This is a genomic window from Streptomyces sp. NPDC052773 (assembly GCF_044547145.1).
GTDB lineage: Bacteria > Actinomycetota > Actinomycetes > Streptomycetales > Streptomycetaceae > Streptomyces.
Map to the genome: position 1 here is coordinate 251,380 of NZ_JBITZX010000003.1, position 18,001 is coordinate 269,380.

Annotated in this window: 15 protein-coding genes; 8 read left to right on the forward strand and 7 right to left on the reverse strand. The window is 72.7% G+C overall.

Annotated features, from left to right (window positions below; translation table 11 throughout):
- Position 1: 1 nt before the first annotated feature.
- A complete protein-coding gene (locus ACIG0D_RS09100; RefSeq protein ID WP_399797555.1) occupies positions 2-262 on the forward strand; it encodes a hypothetical protein in 261 nt (86 codons plus the stop codon).
- Positions 263-334: 72 nt separating this feature from the next.
- On the opposite strand, the gene pdxH is transcribed toward ACIG0D_RS09100, so the two are convergent.
- Entirely contained in the window at positions 335-1,042 is a 708-nt protein-coding gene (gene pdxH, locus ACIG0D_RS09105) for a pyridoxamine 5'-phosphate oxidase (RefSeq protein ID WP_399797557.1), read from the reverse strand.
- Positions 1,043-1,341: 299 nt separating this feature from the next.
- Here pdxH and ACIG0D_RS09110 point away from each other — a divergent pair, with 299 nt between their 5' ends.
- Complete coding sequence (locus ACIG0D_RS09110) at positions 1,342-2,442, forward strand: citrate synthase 2 (RefSeq protein ID WP_399797560.1); 1,101 nt, start codon at positions 1,342-1,344, stop codon at positions 2,440-2,442.
- A 283-nt stretch (positions 2,443-2,725) separates the two neighbouring features.
- Here the strand turns inward: ACIG0D_RS09110 and iscB are convergent, their stop codons facing one another.
- Positions 2,726-4,189: an RNA-guided endonuclease IscB gene (iscB, locus tag ACIG0D_RS09115; RefSeq protein ID WP_399797563.1), complete on the reverse strand. Its 1,464-nt coding sequence runs from the start codon at positions 4,187-4,189 to the stop codon at positions 2,726-2,728.
- Between the two features lie 480 nt (positions 4,190-4,669).
- Between iscB and ACIG0D_RS09120 the strand changes: the two genes are divergently transcribed.
- Complete coding sequence (locus ACIG0D_RS09120; RefSeq protein WP_399797565.1) at positions 4,670-5,065, forward strand: RidA family protein; 396 nt, start codon at positions 4,670-4,672, stop codon at positions 5,063-5,065.
- A 149-nt stretch (positions 5,066-5,214) separates the two neighbouring features.
- Positions 5,215-6,603, forward strand: coding sequence for a PAS domain-containing protein (locus tag ACIG0D_RS09125; RefSeq protein WP_399797568.1), 1,389 nt, complete (start codon positions 5,215-5,217; stop codon positions 6,601-6,603).
- A gap of 65 nt (positions 6,604-6,668) precedes the next feature.
- Here ACIG0D_RS09125 and ACIG0D_RS09130 read toward each other — a convergent pair whose 3' ends face one another.
- Complete coding sequence (locus tag ACIG0D_RS09130; RefSeq protein WP_365764027.1) at positions 6,669-7,424, reverse strand: SIS domain-containing protein; 756 nt, start codon at positions 7,422-7,424, stop codon at positions 6,669-6,671.
- Positions 7,425-7,681: 257 nt separating this feature from the next.
- On the opposite strand from ACIG0D_RS09130, the gene ACIG0D_RS09135 reads away from it, so the two are divergent.
- Positions 7,682-8,374: a metal-dependent transcriptional regulator gene (locus tag ACIG0D_RS09135; protein ID WP_399797570.1), complete on the forward strand. Its 693-nt coding sequence runs from the start codon at positions 7,682-7,684 to the stop codon at positions 8,372-8,374.
- 372 nt (positions 8,375-8,746) lie between these two features.
- A complete protein-coding gene (locus ACIG0D_RS09140; protein WP_399797573.1) occupies positions 8,747-9,613 on the forward strand; it encodes an alpha/beta fold hydrolase in 867 nt (288 codons plus the stop codon).
- Positions 9,614-9,707: 94 nt separating this feature from the next.
- On the opposite strand, the gene ACIG0D_RS09145 is transcribed toward ACIG0D_RS09140, so the two are convergent.
- From ACIG0D_RS09145 to ACIG0D_RS09155, 3 genes are all read right to left on the reverse strand, one after another.
- Positions 9,708-11,312 carry a transporter gene (locus ACIG0D_RS09145; protein ID WP_399797575.1) on the reverse strand — a complete coding sequence of 535 codons (1,605 nt, stop codon included), beginning with the start codon at positions 11,310-11,312 and terminating at the stop codon, positions 9,708-9,710.
- Positions 11,309-12,079: an ABC transporter ATP-binding protein gene (locus ACIG0D_RS09150; RefSeq protein WP_399797577.1), complete on the reverse strand. Its 771-nt coding sequence runs from the start codon at positions 12,077-12,079 to the stop codon at positions 11,309-11,311. Before ACIG0D_RS09150 ends, ACIG0D_RS09145 begins: the two co-directional genes overlap by 4 nt.
- A 108-nt stretch (positions 12,080-12,187) precedes the next feature.
- Positions 12,188-12,841: a bifunctional DNA primase/polymerase gene (locus ACIG0D_RS09155; protein WP_399797580.1), complete on the reverse strand. Its 654-nt coding sequence runs from the start codon at positions 12,839-12,841 to the stop codon at positions 12,188-12,190.
- A 355-nt stretch (positions 12,842-13,196) separates the two neighbouring features.
- On the opposite strand from ACIG0D_RS09155, the gene ACIG0D_RS09160 reads away from it, so the two are divergent.
- Both ACIG0D_RS09160 and ACIG0D_RS09165 read left to right on the forward strand, forming a co-directional pair.
- A complete protein-coding gene (locus tag ACIG0D_RS09160; protein ID WP_365764016.1) occupies positions 13,197-14,582 on the forward strand; it encodes a transcriptional regulator in 1,386 nt (461 codons plus the stop codon).
- A gap of 200 nt (positions 14,583-14,782) precedes the next feature.
- Positions 14,783-16,564: a hypothetical protein gene (locus ACIG0D_RS09165; protein ID WP_399797583.1), complete on the forward strand. Its 1,782-nt coding sequence runs from the start codon at positions 14,783-14,785 to the stop codon at positions 16,562-16,564.
- Positions 16,565-16,599: 35 nt separating this feature from the next.
- Here the strand turns inward: ACIG0D_RS09165 and ACIG0D_RS09170 are convergent, their stop codons facing one another.
- The gene (locus ACIG0D_RS09170; RefSeq protein ID WP_399797585.1) at positions 16,600-17,898 is read right to left on the reverse strand and encodes an ABC transporter substrate-binding protein; all 1,299 of its coding nucleotides are present in this window, start codon (positions 17,896-17,898) and stop codon (positions 16,600-16,602) included.
- Positions 17,899-18,001 lie beyond the last annotated feature (103 nt).

Here is an 18,001-nt window from a genome sequence, read left to right on the forward strand (position 1 = left end):
CATGGGCGACCGGTTCCAGGTGATCGCCGACCTCGACGCGACCACCGCCGACGCACCCCGGCTCGCAGCCCGGGTCACAACCTGGCTCGTCGCCGAAGGCGTCCTCCACGCCGAACGCACGCGATGCGTCGGGCAGTCCCTGGGCCACCCACCCGGCCCGCACCGGGAGCGGGCCGTGCGCGACGACTGGGACCGGCCGCCCTCCGACGGGCTCGCCGTCCACACCCGGCGCACCGCCTTCACCAGCGGAGCCGCCGCCTGACCGCCCTCCTCGACGGCCACCGCACGGTGTACCTCTGGGGCGGCTGCTAGACCCCGGCCCAGCCCGCCGCTCTCACGGACTCAGCCGCTCCACCCGCCAGCCCCCGTCCGGCTCCGCCACATACCGCAGCCGGTCATGGAGCCGGTTCTCCCGCCCCTGCCAGAACTCCACCGACCGCGGCACCACCCGGAACCCACCCCACTGCGGCGGCACCGGCACCCGCTCACCCTCCGGATAACGGGCCTCCAACTCGGCGTACGCCGCCTCCAGCTCCGCACGCGAACCGATCACCGACGACTGCGCACTCGCCCACGCCCCCAGCTGCGAGCCATGCGGCCGGGTCCGGAAATACGCCGCCGTCTCATCCCGGCCGGTACGCCCCGCCACACCCGACACGATCACCTGCCGCGCCATCGGATACCAGGGGAACAGCAGCGACACATGCGGGTTCTCCGCAAGGTCACGGCCCTTGCGGGAGTCGTAGTTGGTGTAGAAGACGAAACCCCGCTCGTCGAACTGCTTCAGCAGCACCGTGCGCGAACTCGGCCGCCCCTCGGCGTCGACCGTGGACACGACCATCGCGTTCGGCTCGAACAACCGGCCCTCCGTCGCCGCCTGCCGGAACCAGCGCGCGAACTGCTGCACGGGCGTCGCGGCCAGATCGGCCTCGGCAAGCCCCTCCTCGCGATAGTGCTTGCGCATCACCGACGGATCGGGAAGGGGCTCGTGCGGGACGGCGGGAACGGCGTCATGCTCGGTCACCCGGTCATCTTGCCGCATACCCCACGGCCCCACGCCACGGTGTCCTTCGTCACTGCATGGCACTGAGTGCCGCGAAAGCTCCCCAAGGCTGGCACCCGGGGATATCGTGCAGATGCCGTCCCGGTGGGGTGACCGCAGGGCCGACGGGGCATGACCCGAGTGAACGTTCGGGACCGCGAGCCCGCACAGGCCGTGGATCCCAGGACGATCACCACACCCGCCGGCAACACCCGCGCCTGCCACCACCGCCGTAGACCCCAAGTCCATACACACCACGCCATACACACCACGTCGTACACATCACGAGGAGCCGCCTGATGTCCGACTTCGTACCCGGACTCGAAGGAGTCGTCGCGTTCGAGACGGAGATCGCCGAACCGGACAAGGAGGGCGGCGCCCTCCGTTACCGGGGCGTCGACATCGAGGACCTGGTCGGCCACGTCTCCTTCGGCAACGTCTGGGGCCTGCTCGTCGACGGCGCCTTCAACCCCGGCCTGCCGCCCGCCGAGCCGTTCCCCATCCCCGTGCACTCCGGCGACATCCGCGTCGACGTCCAGTCCGCGCTCGCCATGCTCGCGCCCGTCTGGGGCCTGAAACCGCTCCTCGACATCGACGCCGCCCAGGCCCGCGAGGACCTCGCCCGCGCCGCCGTCATGGCCCTCTCCTACGTCGCCCAGTCCGCCCGCGGCCAGGGCCTGCCCATGGTCCCGCAGCGCGAGATCGACAAGGCCCAGTCCGTCGTCGAACGCTTCATGATCCGCTGGCGCGGCGAGCCCGACCCCAAGCACGTCGCCGCCGTCGACGCCTACTGGACCTCCGCCGCCGAGCACGGCATGAACGCCTCCACCTTCACCGCCCGCGTCATCGCCTCCACCGGCGCCGACGTGGCCGCCGCCCTCTCCGGCGCCGTCGGCGCCATGTCCGGCCCCCTCCACGGCGGCGCCCCCTCCCGCGTCCTGCACATGATCGAGGAGATCGAGCGCACCGGCGACGCCGAGGCCTACGTCAAGAAGACCCTCGACAAGGGCGAACGCCTCATGGGCTTCGGCCACCGCGTCTACCGCGCCGAGGACCCCCGCGCCCGCGTCCTGCGCCGCACCGCCCGCGAACTCGGCGCCCCCCGCTTCGAGGTCGCCGAGGCCCTGGAAAAGGCGGCCCTGGCAGAGCTGCACGCCCGCCGCCCCGACCGCGTCCTCGCCACCAACGTCGAGTTCTGGGCCGCCATCGTCCTCGACTTCGCCGAGGTCCCGGCGCACATGTTCACCTCGATGTTCACCTGCGCCCGCACCGCCGGCTGGTCGGCCCACATCCTGGAACAGAAGCGCACCGGCCGCCTCGTCCGCCCCTCCGCCCGCTACATCGGCCCCGGCCCCCGCGACCCGCGCGAGATCGAGGGCTACGCGGACATCGCACACTGACCCCCACGGGCGGCGTCCCACGGCCCGAACACGCCCGCGGCCGACGCCGCCCACCGAAAACGCAGACGACCCGCGAGCCTGGTCCTCCTGAAAGGAGGAGCCGGTCGGACGTACCGGCAGCTCGCGGGTCGGGTGACTGCGTTGGATTGGCCGGCTGCGTGCTTCTCACACACGCTGGTCCGGCGTCGAACCGAGTGCGACGGCGGGCCGCTAGCCCGCAGTCACCTCCGACGTCCGGTGTGCATACATGCTCCGAACCACCTCCTTTCGCGGTGGCCACACCTTAAGAATCGACCGCCAGCCTCATCAACCGTTTTTTCCGTGAGCTCGGCGGCCCTGCTTCGGGCAGCACGTCGTAGGCGTAACCGTCGCCGCGCTGCAGCAGCCGTAGATTCCAGTGGGAAACGCTGAACCGTCCCACTGACGTCGCGAGACTGTGCTGTCCCCGGGCACGAACGGAGATGCGTCCGGTCCACGTGCCGGTCCACCTGCCGGTCGGCACGGTGGCCTGGACCAGGTCCCCGGTGATGTATCCGAAGTGCTGCTTGGTGCGGGCACGCGACAGCCGGGGAAATCCGTGGCGATCCGGGGTTGTGCGAGCGTACGAGCCGCGCCCGGTGGCCTTGGCGACGAGGACCTGGCCGGGGAAGCGCACGATCGCATCCCCGTCCTCGTGACCGAGGCGGCCTACGGACAAGGCGTCCAGGGTGTGGCTCTTGGCCAGTCCCGTGGCGTTGCGGTTTTCCTTGGTCAGCCTGCCGGACCAGCTGTGTACGGCTCTGCCGAGGGTGTGCAGCGCGTCGATGAGCTGTCCACACGTCGCGTTCATGGCGGCGGCGTCGTGAAGCGGCTTTCTGACCTGCTGGAGGATCACGGCAAGTCGGTCGGGCCGGTGGGCGAGGAAGATCTCGGCCGGGGTGTTGCCTTTGGCCTGGTTGCAGGGGACGCAGGCGAGGACGAGGTTGGTGATGCGGTTCGATCCTCCTCGGCTGCGGGGGTGGAGATGGTCGATGTTGAGGGGAACCCCGGTGGCGTCGCAGTAGGCGCAGGCGTTGTTCCATTTGGCCTGTAGGTAGGCGCGGGGTGTTGTTCCGGCGAGGGGTCCTTGGGCGTCCGTGCCTCTGAGTTGTCTGCCTGCGCTCAGGGAGTGGGTGTCGAAGGCGACGGCTTCCACGTGGATGTCGGTGACGGGCGCGTATCGGCACATGCGGTCGGCCAGGGAGAAGACGGTGTCGACGCGGTGGCGCAGGGAGGGCGGCAGCCATCCTGCAGGATGTGTCCGGTTCTTTGCGCGGGGTGCGCGGTAGCGGTGGTTGGCCGAGCGGCGTCTGTGACGGTAGCCGGCGCGCTGTTGCATGCGGTGTCGGATCTGTTCGGGGCGGTGCTGGAGTTCGATGGCGACGAGTCCGCGTCGGACGGTGATGGTGGCGCCGTGTTGGTCGGATTCCTTCTTCTCGTCGGTGAGGGCGAGGCCGGTGCCTTTGGAGCCGGGGTCGATGCGTAACTGAACGCCGTCCACCTCTGAGTCGGTGAGTGTGCGGTCCTTCAGCCGGATCGCGAAGGGCACGTATCGGGCGACCACTGCTCTGCCCTTCCGCAGTAGTTCGCGGGCGCGGGCGGGGTGGCAGGGCATGAGGGGGTGCCCCTCCTTCGACAGTACGAAGACCCTGCTGGCGCCGATGCCGCCGCGGTACGGACTGTTGTGTGGGGGAGCGTCACCGCTCCCGTTCTCTGCCGCCTGCGCCACCGGGGTGGCGCTCTTGGCGTGACGCCGACGGGCTTGGGTGCCCTGCCCGCCGGTCTCCCCTCGCCCATGTTTCCTGCCGGTGCCCCGCGCGGTGGCGGGGTGTCCGTGAGCCGTTTCGTCCCTGCTCCCAGGGGTATCTGCTCCCACGGATTCCAGAGCGGGCTGCTGAGGAAGCACAGCCTGGTGGGTCTGCTCACCTGCGGGAAACGTAGTCATCGGGGGCACCTCCCTGATCTTTCCGATCGCGATGACTGGGGCTGGTCACTCGGCGACCTCGCGGTCGGGGAGCGGGTGACCTCCTTTCCGAAGTGTTCTGCTGACGCTAGTGACAGGCCTGGGCGAGCGGCCCCACAGCCGGAGAAAAATCGCCTCTTCGTGCGCATTTCGCGAGTTCCTCGAATGCCTGGCCGACACTGCTGCTACTGGATGCCTGCCAAACCGTCTGTGGCGTCGCCCCGCAAGCCCGCTAGCGTTCCGTGCATGACAAATCGGCGGGCGATTCTCAGTGGTTCGGTGTTCGAGGAGCGGATCGGGTATGCCCGGGCCGTGGTGGACGGGGACTGGGTGCATGTGTCGGGGACCACGGGATACGACTACGCGACCATGACCATCTCCGACGACGTCGTCGAGCAGGCCGAGCAGTGTCTGCGGAACATCGGGGCGGCGCTGGAGGAGGCGGGGTGCACGTTCGCGGATGTGGTGCGGGTGCGGTATCTGCTGCCGGAGCGGGAGGACTTCGAGCCGTGCTGGCCGGTGCTGCGGGCCTGCTTCGGTGAGGTGCGGCCGGCGGCCACGATGATGGTGTGCGGGCTGGCGGATCCCCGGATGAGGATCGAGATCGAGGTGTACGCGCGTCGTCCGCCCGCGGCCGGCTGAGCGACCGTTTCCGGCGTGCAACGATTCCTCGCGGATTCCTTGCAATCTTGCGGGAACCATATGTGGGCTGGGTCACGTTCAAGTTGAATGAGGGCCAGTGAGCACGACTGACGTGCCGTACGTGCGGACACAGCCTGCAGGGGGTCCAGGTGAGTGCTTCCCGGCGTAGTGGGACCACCGATGAACTGGGGCCGGACGAGCCCGAGCGGGACGGCGCCGATCTGCTGGCCGCCCTGCTGGACGGCATGGACGCCGCCCTGTGCGCGTTCGACGCCGACGGCGTCGTCACGCACTGGAACCGCGAGGCCGAGCGGATCCTCGGCTGGAGCGCGGCCGAGGCCGTGGGCCGGCACGGGTTCGCCGGCTGGGCGGTGCGCAGCGCGGACGCCGAGGAGGTCGAGGCGCGACTGCTGTCGGCCATGCACGCGCCGGGTCGGCAGGTGCACGAGTTCGCCCTGGTGACCAAGGACGGCGGGCGGGTGCTCGTGCGGATCCAGTCGGCGGCGGTCCGCGGTCCGGACGGCAAGCCCGCCGGGGTGTACTGCGCTTTCAGCGAGGTGCACGCGCAGATCGACCTGGAGCGGTCCATCGCGCTCAGCGAGGCCTTGTTCGAGGATGCCGGCTGGGGTGTCGTCCTGGTCGACGCCGATCTGCGTCCGGCCGTGGTCAACGCGCACGCGGCCCGCGCGCTGGGTCTCGGGCGTACGGCGGTGCTGGGCCGGCCGCTCGGGGATCTGCTCGCGCAGGGTGTGGAGGAGCTGGAGGCGGTGCTCACCCATGTGCTGGCCGAGGGCGCGCCGCCGGCGCCCGCCGAGATCTGGGTGGGTGTGCGCACTCCGGACGGGGTGCGGCGGCGCTGCTGGCGGTGCGGGTTCGTCCGGCTGGCCTCGCCGCTCGCGGAGGAGCCGGTGCCGTTGGGTGTGGGCTGGCTGTTCCAGGACGTCACCGAGGCGAAGCAGGGTGAGCAGGAGGCGGCGCTGCTGCGGTTCCGTACGAACCAGCTGCACCGCGCGGCGCGGGCGGCGGCGGAGTGCGAGGACCCGCTGGAGGCGGCGACGGTTCATCTCGACTTCGCGCTGGCCGGGTTCGCCGATCACGCGCTGATCGACCGGGTCGCGGGGGGCGCGCTCGCGGACGGGGAGTCCGCGGGGCCGGTCCGGCTGGTCCGGGTGGCGGCCACGCCCTCCGGTGCGCCCGGGCCGAGTCTGTCGGCGGGGGCGGCGGGGCTGCCGGTGCGGTACGGCGAGGGGCATCCGGCGTTGCAGTGCGTCGAGCGGGCCGGCACGGTGCGGGCGAGTGTCGGGAGCGTGCCCGTCGAGCAGGCGCGGGCGTGGGCCCTGGCCCGGCAGTGGCCGCCGGAGGTGGTGCACGCGCTGTGCGCGGTGCTGCGCAGCCGGGGCCGGACGCTGGGCGTGGTCACGTTCCTGCGGGGGAGCGGGCGCAGCGCGTTCGAGCGGTCGGATGCGGCGTACGCGGAGGATGTGGCCGTGCGGATCGCGGGGGCGCTCGATCTGGCGGGGTTGCTCCGGTCCGGGTGATCCCCGGCCGCGTGGTGGTGATCCGTCGAGCCGGCCGGCCGGCCCCTCGGGGTGCCGTGAGGGGTTCAGTGGCGGTAGAAGATCCGGTCGCCGTACTCCTCCAGGACGCGGCCGTTCCATTCGTGGCCGCCGTCGACGTTGCCGGAGCGCAGGAGCGGGGGTTCGATGCCGCGTTCGGCGAGGGTGCCGGCGGCGGTGGCCATGACGGCCTGGAGGAGGGCGGTGGTGACGACCGTGGAGGCGGGCGCGAAGGGTGCGGGGACGCTGTCGAGGGTGAGTTCGGCGTCGCCGACGGCGATCTTCGAGTCGAGGACGATGTCGCAGTGGTCCTTGAGGAAGGTGCCGGAGGAGTGGCGTGAGCTGGTCTGCGTGGCGTAGGCGACGGAGGTGACGCCGATGACGTGGATGCCGAGGGCGCGGGCGTTGATCGCCATTTCGACGGGGAGGGCGTTGCGTCCGGAGAGGGAGACGATCACCAGGGCGTCGCCTTCGCGCAGCGGTGAGCTGTCCAGGACGGCGGCGGCGAGGCCGTCGACGCGTTCCAGGGCGGAGCCGAGGGTGGCGGGCATGACGTCGACGCCGACGACGCCGGGGACGGCGAGCAGGTTCATCAGGGCGAGGCCGCCGGCGCGGTAGACGAGGTCCTGGGCGGCGAGCGAGGAGTGTCCGGCGCCGAAGGCGAACAGCCGGCCGCCGGCGGCGACGGTGTCGGCGAGCAGGGTGCCGGCCGCGGCGATGGGGGCGGCCTCCTCGTCGCGGACACGTTGCAGCAGGCCGATGGCGGCGTCGAGGTACCGGTCGGCCAGCTTGCTGTCGCTCATGCGAGCTCCTTCGCGCCGTTGCGTGTGTCGCGGATCACCGTGCGGTCTGGACCATTGTGCTGTCAATACGGTGGGACGGGACGGGGTGTTCAGGGCGTCGACGGGGCCACGCTGCGGGGTCGATGCGGTGTCCGTCCCCCGGTTTCGGCGGCGCGGCACGGTTGTCAGTGGCATCCGGCAGAATTGATGGCAGGGCCAGCGCACGCGCCGAAGCGCCGTGGAGCCTTCGGCAGATCTCATCTCATCGAGGGGCACGTATGTCCGGACTGATCGACACGACGGAGATGTATCTCCGCACCATCCTCGAGCTGGAGGAGGAAGGTGTGGTCCCCATGCGCGCCCGGATCGCCGAGCGGCTCGACCAGAGCGGGCCGACGGTCAGCCAGACGGTGGCGCGGATGGAGCGTGACGGCCTGGTGTCCGTCGCGAGCGACCGGCACCTGGAGCTGACCGAGGAGGGCCGCCGGCTCGCGACGCGTGTGATGCGCAAGCACCGGCTCGCGGAGTGTCTGCTCGTCGACGTGATCGGCCTGGAGTGGGAGCAGGTGCACGCGGAGGCCTGCCGCTGGGAGCACGTGATGAGCGAGGCCGTCGAGCGGCGTGTCCTGGAGCTCCTGCGCCACCCGACCGAGTCGCCGTACGGCAATCCGATCCCCGGTCTGGAGGAGCTGGGCGAGAAGGACGGCGCGGACCCGTTCCTCGACGAGGGCATGGTCTCGCTGGCCGAACTCGACCCGGGCACGGAGGGCAAGACGGTCGTGGTCCGCCGGATCGGGGAGCCGATCCAGACGGACGCCCAGCTGATGTACACGCTGCGTCGTGCGGGTGTGCAGCCCGGCTCGGTGGTGAGCGTGACGGAGTCGCCCGGCGGTGTCCTGGTGGGCAGTGGCGGTGAGGCCGCCGAGCTGGAGGCGGATGTGGCCTCGCACGTCTTCGTCGCCAAGCGCTAGGGCGAGCACCAGGGCGAGACATCCCTTAGGCCCGCGCCGCCCCGCGCAATCGCGCTGCGCCTGTTCGTGGTGGGACCCCGGCGCCTTGCGGCGCCGGGGCCTGTCCTCCCCTGTTTCGACCCGGAGCCCCGAGCTCTCAGGGTCGTCCCCCTCGGACCGTTTTTCCCCGAGCGGTCCGCCTCCCGTTGGAGATCTCCCCTCGGAGGCGGCGATCATTCCTTGGGCGGGGTCACTCGAACGAGGGGTGTTGGCCGCGGAGGCCGTATCTTCGAATGTCCTTTCGATAGTCTGCGGGGGCGGACAGCACAGCAGCACCACAGCACGACCAGCAGGACTCAGGCGTACCAGCGGAGCTTGGGGGGTGCCGGGACCATGGCGCGGCGTATCGACGTGACCGGAGCGGGCGGGGTGCGCCTTGCCGCCTGGGAGTTCGGCGACCCACCCAAGACCGGCTCCGACACGGCGCCCGCCCCGCCCGGCGTGCTGTTACTCCACGGCCTGATGGGCCGCGCCTCCCACTGGGCGCCCACTGCCCGATGGCTCGCCGAGCGCCATCGCGCCGTCGCACTCGACCAGCGCGGCCACGGCCGGAGCGAGAAGCCCCCGAAGACCGCCTACACCCGTGAGGCCTACGTCGACGACGCCGAGGCCGCCCTGGAACAGCTCGGCCTCGGCCCGGCCGTGCTGATCGGCCACGCGATGGGCGCGCTGACCGCCTGGCAGCTCGCCGCCAAACGCCCCGACCTGGTCCGCGCCCTGATCATCTGCGACATGCGGGCCTCCGCGCTCGGCGCCGCCTCGCAGCGCGAGTGGGCCGCCTGGTTCGCGTCCTGGCCGCTGCCGTTCGCCACGCTCGCGGACGTGCGCAAGTGGTTCGGCGAGGACGACCCCTGGCTGGAGCGCCCCAACCCGGCCCGCGGCGCGTTCTTCGCCGAGGTCATGGCCGAGTCCCCGGACGGCTGGCGGCCGGCCTTCGAGCCCGAGCAGATGCTGAGGTCCCGTGAGACCTGGGTGTACGACGCCCACTGGGAGGAGCTGGCCCAGGTCCGCTGCCCCGCCCTGGTGGTCCGCGGCCTCGACGGCGAGCTGGGCCGCGCCGAGGCGCAGGAGATGGTCCGGGTCCTGCCCCGCGGCGAGTACGCGGAGGTCGCCGACGCCGGCCACCTCGTCCACTACGACCAGCCGGAAGCCTGGCGCGCGGCGATCGAGCCGTTCCTGGACAGGGTCCGCGAGAGCTGAACCCCGGCGCCCTCGGCCCTCACCTCACGGCACCCCACCCCGGCTCAGCGCACCCCACCCCGGCTCAGAGCACCTCACCCCGGCGCACCTGACCTCACGCCTTGCTGACCGCCGTGAGGATCTCGGGCAGCCGCGCGGCCGTGCGCGGCGCGGCCAGCCGCAGTCCGGCATAGGCGAGGGCCGCCCCGTAGACCGTGCCGGCCGGCAGCAGGAGGCCGCCCCACTCGTCGGCGTCCGCGCCCGTGTGGATCCAGATCGTCGCCACGATGAGGGGCACGCACAGCAGCGCGGCGGCCACCATCCCGCCGAAGATGGAGATCCAGGCGAGCCCGACCTGCCCGGGGGCGACGTTCTTGTAGCCCTCCTGCGGGATGGAGTACGGGAAGCGCGCCGAGGTCCACGCCCCGGTCGCCAGCATCGCGCCGAGCAGCGCGAAGGACAGCCCCAGCGCCTCCGGAAGCCGCGCCCAGTCGCCGAGCAGCCCCGTCGTCAGGACGGTGACGAGGGTGGCGTACGGCAGGGTGATCACCAGCAGGGCCAGCGCCCGCGCGCGCAGTTCGACGTAGGCGTCCCGCGCGGAGGAGATCGTCATCGCGACCATCCAGAACGCGGAGGTGTCCTGCCCGAACTGGTTGTACATCTGGATGCCGAGCATCCCCGCCGCGAAGCAGGCGAAGTAGACCGACCCGGTGCCCTGGAGTGCGTTGAACACCGGCACGATCAGCCCGATCGCCAGCGAGGTCACCCACGCGGCCTTGGTCTTCGGGTCCCGCCACACATAGCGCAGGCTGCGCTCCATCACCGTCCCGGTCCGCCCGCCCGGCAGCAGCCGCCCGAGCCTGGTCGAGGACCGTTCCCGCGCGGCCGGGGCGTCGCTCGGCAGCGTCGACGCGTCCGGCGAGGTCATCAGCCGGGTCAGATGCCTCGCCCATACGGCGATCAGGGCCGCCAGGGCCGCCGCGGTGAGCGCCAGTTGCAGCGCGGCCACCCCGTAGTCGCCGCCGCTCACCAAGTGCACCGCGCCGAGCGCCGACGCCGGCGGCAGCCAGCGCAGCACGTCCGCCACCGGGTCCAGCTGCCCGAGCCCGGCGGAACCGAGCCGCTGCGCCCCGAAGTTGACGACCTGCGCGCCGATCGCCACGGCCAGCCCGCTCAGCACCGCGAGATCCCGCCCCCGGCGGCTGGTCAGCAGCCGGATGTTGGCGGCGGCGACGGCCCGCGCGAGGGCCACGCAGACCAGCAGCCCCAGCGCGACGGCGACCACGCCGACGACGTACGCCGCCGCCCCGCGCGCCACCGTGACCACCGAGCCGGCGAACAGGCAGACCGTGAACAGCGGCCCGATGCCCACCAGCGAGGCCGTGAGCAGCGCCCGCACCAGCGGCCGGGGCCGCAGCGGCAGCATCACCAGCCGGGTCGGATCGAGGGTCTCGTCGCCGCTCGGGAAGAACAGCGGCATCACCGCCCACCCGAGGCCCAGCACCGCCGCCAGCAGTACGACCAGGGAGTCGGCGTGCGCGGTGCCGCGCAGCAGGACCAGCCCGAGCACCTGGAGCACCGCGAACAGCAGCGCGACGACCGCCGACGCGATGTACGCGGCTTTGCGCCCGCCGGACTGCCGCAGCCCGTTGCGCAGCAGGGACAGCTTCAGCCGTACGACGGTGGCGGTGACGCTCGTTCCGGTGGTGGCCGCGCTCATCGGGCGCCGCCGCCGAGCCAGTCGAGGTCGGTCCCGGCGTCCCGCCCGTGCGCGCCGACCAGCTCCAGGAAGGCCTTCTGCAGGGTGGGCGCGGTGCCCCGCACCTCGGCGAGGGTGCCGTGGGCGCGGATCCGTCCGGCGGCCATGACGGCGACCCAGTCGCACAACGACTCGACCAGCTCCATCACATGGGAGGAGAAGACCACGGTGGCGCCGGAGGCGGTGTACCGCTCAAGGACGCCGCGGATGGTCTGCGCGGAGACCGGGTCGACGCCCTCGAACGGCTCGTCGAGGAACAGCACCTCCGGGTTGTGCAGCAGGGCCGCCGCCAGCCCGATCTTCTTGCGCATGCCGGTGGAGTAGTCCACGACCAGCTTGTGCTGCGCGCCCGCGAGATCCAGTACGTCCAGCAGCTGGGTGGCCCGCTTGTCGACCTCGGCGCCGGGCAGGCCGCGCAACCTGCCCGTGTAGCCCAGCAGTTCCCGCCCCGACAGCCGCTCGAACAGCCGCAGCCCCTCGGGCAGCACCCCGATCCGCGCCTTCACCTCGACGGGGTCCCGCCACACGTCGCGCCCGACGACCTCGACGGTGCCCTCGTCGGGCCGCAGCAGCCCCGTCACCATGGAGAGAGTCGTGGTCTTCCCGGCTCCGTTGGGTCCGACCAGCCCGATGAACTTCCCGGCGGGCAGCTCCAGATCGATCCCGGCGACGGCGACCTGCTGCCCGAACCGCTTCCAGAGCCCTTGAACGCGTACGGCTGACGTCATGCATGAACCCTACGGTCAGGTCCCCCATCCAGGGGCGCGGGGAGCTGCGCGATCAACGCCCACGACCCGCAGCCGCCGGCGATCAGCAACCAGGCAGACGGGCCGGCGTCAGCGGTCCCGCCCGCACGCGTAGGCGAGCGGCGAGATCAACTCCTCGGCGTCCGGCAGCCACCGGTTCGCGGGCGTCGGCCGGCAGGCCCACTGCACGGCCCCCCGCGACCCGTACCGCGTGGGAGGCGCCGCCACGTAACCGCCCTCGCCGAGCGCCACCAGGTCCAGCGACGCCGGCGACCATCCCAGTTTGCGCACCAGGTCCGGCACCTTCGCGGCGGCCCCGGGCAGCACGAAGAACTGCATCCGCCGCGCGGGCGTCAACGTGACCGGGCCGAGCGTCAGTTCCATCCGCTCCATCCGCGCGAGCGCGAGAAAGCCCGCCGTCTCCGGCACGGAGATCGCGTCGAACGTACGCCCCGTCGGCAGCAGGATCGACGCGTTGGGCTGCTTCTGCCACATCCGGCGCGCGACGGTCGCGCTGCCCGTCGCCTGGGTCGCCCAGTCGGGGCGCGCGGGATGCGCGCCGGGCTCCTCGCACAGAGCGTCGCCGCAGGAGCAGCGCTGACTTCCGTCGACGGCCTCCAGCCAGGTGCCCGGGAACACGTCCCAGTGGCGCTCCTCGGCGTAGCGAACGGCGGTCTCCAGCAGCGAGTCCCCGCGCTGCTTGGGAATCTGTGCGGTTTCGGTGCCCCGGATCGTCTCTTCCACGTGGAACTCAACTCCCGTGTCTACCTCGGGTTACGGCTCCGTCCGCGCGCGGGGGAGGAGCATCGATTCGGCGTCCGGGGCGCATGGGTGCATGGGTGGGGGCGCGCGGGAGAATCCGCGGCGGGAGCTGGGTAGCCACGAGGGGGACGGGTGGGTACGGGGTGCGCTTTACCACGGCTTACCCCGGTAATCCGCGCATGCTTCGCGTTTTCGGGGCATGTCCGCATTTTCGGTATGACCGCGGGGCATTGATCTTCACGACCGGAATCCCTCGTCACCGGCGAGGGGCGACGGGCGGGGAAGACACGACAACTCGGTGCACGGGCAGGCACCGCAGCCACAGGGGGTTTACGCCATGGCCGCAAGGCCTCTCGTCGCGCGGCAGCCGAACGAACGGCTGCAGGCGCTCATCCAGGAGGCGGGGTGCTCGAACGCCGGGCTCGCCCGCCGGGTCAACATGTGCGGCGCCGAACACGGACTCGACCTGCGCTACGACAAGACGTCCGTGGCACGCTGGCTGCGCGGACAGCAGCCGCGCGGACGCGCTCCGGCGATCATCGCCGAGGCGCTGGGCCGCAAACTGGGCCGTACGGTCACGATCGACGAGATCGGCATGGCCAACGGCAAGAATCTCGCGTCGGGCGTCGGCCTCCAGTTCTCGCCGACGGTACTGGGAGCCATCGAGCAGGTCTGCGAGCTGTGGCGCAGCGACGTCGGGCGCCGCGACTTCCTGTCCGGTTCGTCCGTCGCCGCCTCGGCGCTGGTCGAACCGAGCCGCGACTGGCTGATCTCGGCGCCCGACGCGCAGGTGGCGCGCTCGGCCGGTCCCCGCGTGGGCCGGTCGGACGTGGCCGCCGTGCAGTCCATGACCCAGGCGCTCGTCGACCTGGACCACCAGTACGGCAGCGGGCATGTCCGCCCGGTCGTCGTGCACTACCTGAACAGCGTCGTCTCCGGGCTGCTCGCCGGCTCCTACCGGGAGTCCGTCGGGCGCGAACTGTTCGCCGCCGTCGCGCGGTTGACCGAACTCGCCGGGTACATGGCGGTGGACACCGGCCAGCCGGGGCTCGCCCAGCGCTACTACATCCAGGCGCTGCGGCTCGCCCAGGCGGCGGGCGACCGCGGCTACGGCGGCTACGTCCTCGCCGCGTCCATGAGCCACCTCGCCGCCCAGCTCGGAAACCCGCGCGAGATCGCCCAGTTGGCGCGGGCGGCGCAAGAGGGGGCGCGGGGGCGCGTGACCCCGCGCGCGGAGGCCATGTTCCACGCGGCGGAGGCGCGCGGCCACGCGCTGATGGGGGACGCGCGGGCCGCCCAGGCGTCGGTGGCGCGCGCGGTGAGCGCCATGGAGCAGGCCGACCCGGACTCCGGCGACGACCCCGCGTGGATCGCCCACTTCGACCAGGCCTACCTCGCCGACGAACTCGCCCACTGCCACCGCGACCTGGGCCAGGCCGAGGCCGCGGCCCGGTGCGCGCGGCAGTCCCTGGAGGGGCACCCCGAGTCCCGGGCCCGGCGGCGCGCGATCGGCTATGTGCTGCTCGCCACGGCCCAGGTGCAGCAGCGCGAGATCGAGGAGGCCTGCCACACGGGGCTGAAGGCCGTCGAACTCCTGGAGACCCTGCGGTCCAACCGGGGCGCCGAGTACCTGGAGGACTTCCAGGCCCGTCTGGAGCCGTTCCGGGACGAGGCGGTGGTACGGGAGTTCGGGGCGCGGCTCGACCTCCAGCAGGCCGCGTGAACGAACGACCCGCCGCCGGGTGACGGCACGGGAAACAGGCGGTTGACGAGCGGGAGGTGACGGGAGGAGAGCGCCGCGAGCCGGTTTGTTACCGCGGTCACAGGGCAGGAGGTCAGGTCCTGTGCTGCGTGGCACCCGGCTCGGGGGACCCGGTAGCGTGAGCCGACGATTCCGAAGGTCCCCCATTCGTAGGAGTCCCGGTGACGCAGAGTGGACAGGGCGAGGAGCCCTCGGCGCAGCACGCGCGCGAAGGCATCGTGCTGCCCTCCGACGGTGGCGAGCCCCTGCTGCCGGGCGCGCAGGCCGGCCCCGGCCGCCCCGCCGACGGCCCCCTCCCGGCCCAGGCCCCGCCCGGCGGCCAGGCCTGGGGACAGCCCTGGGGACCCGGACAGCAGCAGCACACCGCCACCCCGCCGCCGCAGAACTGGCCCGCGCCGCCGGACCAGGCGTGGGGCGGCCCGCAGGGCGGCCACCCCGCGTCCCAGCCGGGCGCCGGCGCGCCGCCCGCCCCGCAGGCGTCCGCCCCGGGCGCCGGTCCGCTGCCGCCCGAGGGGGCGCCCGGCCCGGCGTACGGCACCGGTGCCGGTGCGCCGAACCCGGCGTACGGCGCGGACCAGGGAACGCCGAGTGCGTCGTACGGCACGAACCAGGGCGCGCCCGGCGCGGGGTACGGCACGGGCCAGGGCACGTCCGGCGGGGCGTACGGGGAGAGCGCGGGTGCGCCGAACCAGGCGTACGGCGGGAACGGGGGCGGCTACGGCGCGCCCGTTCACGGGGCGTACCCCGGGACCTCCGGTGCCGGGGGCGCGGGGGCGCTGCCTCCTCAGGGGGCCGGTGCTCACCTGCCGCCGCCCGCGGGGGCCGGGGCGCCGCTGCCGCCGGCCGCGGACGACGGTGCCACGCAGTACATACCTCCGGTCGGGTCCGCGCCCGGCATACCCGGTGCGGCCGGGGCGGACGGGGCCACCCAGTACCTGCCGCCCGTGCGGTCCGATTCCGCGTCGCCGTCCGCGCCCGACGAGGGCGCGACCCAGTACCTGCCGCCGATGACGCCGGGGGCGCTGCCGCCGGAGATGCCCGCCGAGAGCACCACCTACCTCGGCCGTGCCCGCGCGGGCGACGCGCCCGGGGCGCAGCCGCCGTCGGCCGGGCCCGACGCCGAGGCCACGCAGTACATCCCGCCGGTGGCCGGGGGGCGGCAGACGCCCGCCGAGTTCGACAACCTCTTCCGCGCGGACGGTCCCGCCGACGGCACCCGGCACCTGCCCCACTTCGAGGACCGCCCGCAACCGCCGGTGTCCGCGTACGACGAGCCCGCCGCCGCGGGCCGGGGCCGTGGCGGCCGTACCGGCTCCCGGGTGCCGCTGATCGCGGCGTGCGGCGTCGCCATCGCGGTGGTCGGGATCGGCGCGGGCGCGCTGCTCGCCGACAGCGGCGGCGAGGAGGAGACGCCCAGACCCGTCTCCGCCACGGCGCCCGCGAGCGAGTCCGCCACCGCGTCCCCGTCGCCGTCCGCGGACCCGGCCGAGCAGCAGGCGGTCGCGCTGGACAAGCTGCTCGCCGACAGCGGGGACAGCCGGACCGCCGTGATCAACGCGGTCAACGACGTGAAGTCCTGCACCAACCTCAGCCAGGCGGCCAAGGACCTGCGGGACGCGGCCGAGCAGCGCAACGAGCTGGTCGCCCGGCTGTCCGGGCTGAGCGTGGACAAGCTGCCGAACCACGCGGCGCTGACCACCGCGCTCACCAACGCCTGGAAGGCGTCCGCGTCCGCCGACAACCACTACGCCGGCTGGGCCGACCAAGTCGCCGCGCGCAAGGGCAAGCTGTGCAAGAAGGGGCAGGCCCGCAGCACCCCCCAGACGGAGGCGGGCAACCGGGACAGCGGCACCGCGACGACGCAGAAGGCGGAGGCCGCCAAGCTGTGGAACGCGATCGCCCGCAAGTACGGGCTCACCGAGCGGCAGCCGACCCAGCTGTGAGGCCGGGGCAGGGCTGAGGGCGGGCGCCGGGCGGCTCAGGCGACCTCGGCGCCCTCCAGGGTGCGCGTCACGTCGATGAAGCCCTTGCGGGCCTCGACCAGGCGGCCGTCGCGGACGACCTGGAGGGTGACGTTCGCGTTGACCAGGCGCGGGAAGCCGACCGAGGCCAGCCGGTCCTGGAACCGCCAGCGCAGGGTCGGGGTGAGCCCGCCGGTGCCGACCTCGACGCCGTCGTCCAGGGCCCGGCGCACCGAGGACGCCGTCAGCTCCTCGTCCTCGCCGATGCCCTCGGCGACGGCCCGGAAGACGGTGTACGCGATCCAGGTGGTCTGCACCCCGGCGTCCGCGGGGTCGATCCGGGTGTCGGCGAAGGCCTGCTCGCGGATCACCCGCTTCATCTCGTCCCAGCGCTTGTCGGTCTCCACCGGGTACCAGCCCGTGATGTACGCCCCCTCGTACGGGCCCGAGGCGCCGCCGGAGGCGTCGATCACCGTCTGGTCGACGCTGCCCAGCACGGTGCCGGTGCGGACGTCCGGGTAGTCCTGCCGGGCGCGCCGGAAGGAGTCCATGAAGGTGCTGGTCCGGCCGCCGAGCGCGGGCACCACGCAGCCCTTCTCGGCGGGGTCGGTCGTCACCTGCCGGAGTGCCTGCTGGGACTGGGCGGAGTACTCGGTGGCGTCCTCCGCGGCGTGCAGGTCGGCCGCGTTCTCGTGGCCGCCCGCCTTCAGGCCCGAGTTGATCAGGGTGGGCAGTTCGTCGCCCGCGATGGTGTCGGGGCGGACCAGGGCGACCGGGCCGCAGCCGGCGGCCAGCTCCTTGCCGAGGCCGGCCAGCAGGGCGGGCTGGCCGCCGTTGACCGGGTAGGACAGCGGGCTGGTGAACTCGTCGTTGGTGACCCCGTAGCCGCCGATGTAGGGGATGCCGGCGCCCTCCAGGACCGGGAAGAAGGAGCCGGCGTACTGGCTGTACGAGCCGACCACCGCGACCGCGTTCTCCCTGACCGCGCGGCGGGCGCACTTCGCGGCGCCCACGCTGTCGTTGTGGTCGTTGCAGATCAGCACCCTGAGCTTGCGGCCGTCGATGCCGCCCTCGGCGTTCACATGGCGGGCGTAGGCGAGGGCGAGGGCGGGCATGCCGGGCTTGTCGGTCGCGTTGGTGTCCGACGGTGCCCAGGTCATGACGGTGATCGTGTCGTCCCCGGCACCCCCCGTGACACCGGGGACGACACCGCATCCGGCGGCGAGTGCGGCGCATGCCACCATGACGCCCACCGCTCTGGCGCGCCGGGTGACGTGGGGGAGGAAGGTGCTGCGGGTGCGTCGCCTGCCGGTCATGCTCACGCACGATTCCGCCACATCGCTAACCTGGCAGTGACCTTCGGTCAACGAAGGGTGACGCGCAGGTGAATTGCGGGGGCCCGTGAGCGGCCTGTTGGGG

Coding starts and splice junctions, on each gene's coding strand:
- ACIG0D_RS09100 (WP_399797555.1), top strand. CDS start 2: ATGGGCGACCGGTTCCAGGTGATCGCCGACCTCGACGCGACCACCGCC.
- pdxH (WP_399797557.1), bottom strand. CDS start 1,042: ATGCGGCAAGATGACCGGGTGACCGAGCATGACGCCGTTCCCGCCGTC.
- ACIG0D_RS09110 (WP_399797560.1), top strand. CDS start 1,342: ATGTCCGACTTCGTACCCGGACTCGAAGGAGTCGTCGCGTTCGAGACG.
- ACIG0D_RS09120 (WP_399797565.1), top strand. CDS start 4,670: ATGACAAATCGGCGGGCGATTCTCAGTGGTTCGGTGTTCGAGGAGCGG.
- ACIG0D_RS09130 (WP_365764027.1), bottom strand. CDS start 7,424: ATGAGCGACAGCAAGCTGGCCGACCGGTACCTCGACGCCGCCATCGGC.
- ACIG0D_RS09135 (WP_399797570.1), top strand. CDS start 7,682: ATGTCCGGACTGATCGACACGACGGAGATGTATCTCCGCACCATCCTC.
- ACIG0D_RS09140 (WP_399797573.1), top strand. CDS start 8,747: ATGGCGCGGCGTATCGACGTGACCGGAGCGGGCGGGGTGCGCCTTGCC.
- ACIG0D_RS09145 (WP_399797575.1), bottom strand. CDS start 11,312: ATGAGCGCGGCCACCACCGGAACGAGCGTCACCGCCACCGTCGTACGG.
- ACIG0D_RS09150 (WP_399797577.1), bottom strand. CDS start 12,079: ATGACGTCAGCCGTACGCGTTCAAGGGCTCTGGAAGCGGTTCGGGCAG.
- ACIG0D_RS09160 (WP_365764016.1), top strand. CDS start 13,197: ATGGCCGCAAGGCCTCTCGTCGCGCGGCAGCCGAACGAACGGCTGCAG.
- ACIG0D_RS09170 (WP_399797585.1), bottom strand. CDS start 17,898: ATGACCGGCAGGCGACGCACCCGCAGCACCTTCCTCCCCCACGTCACC.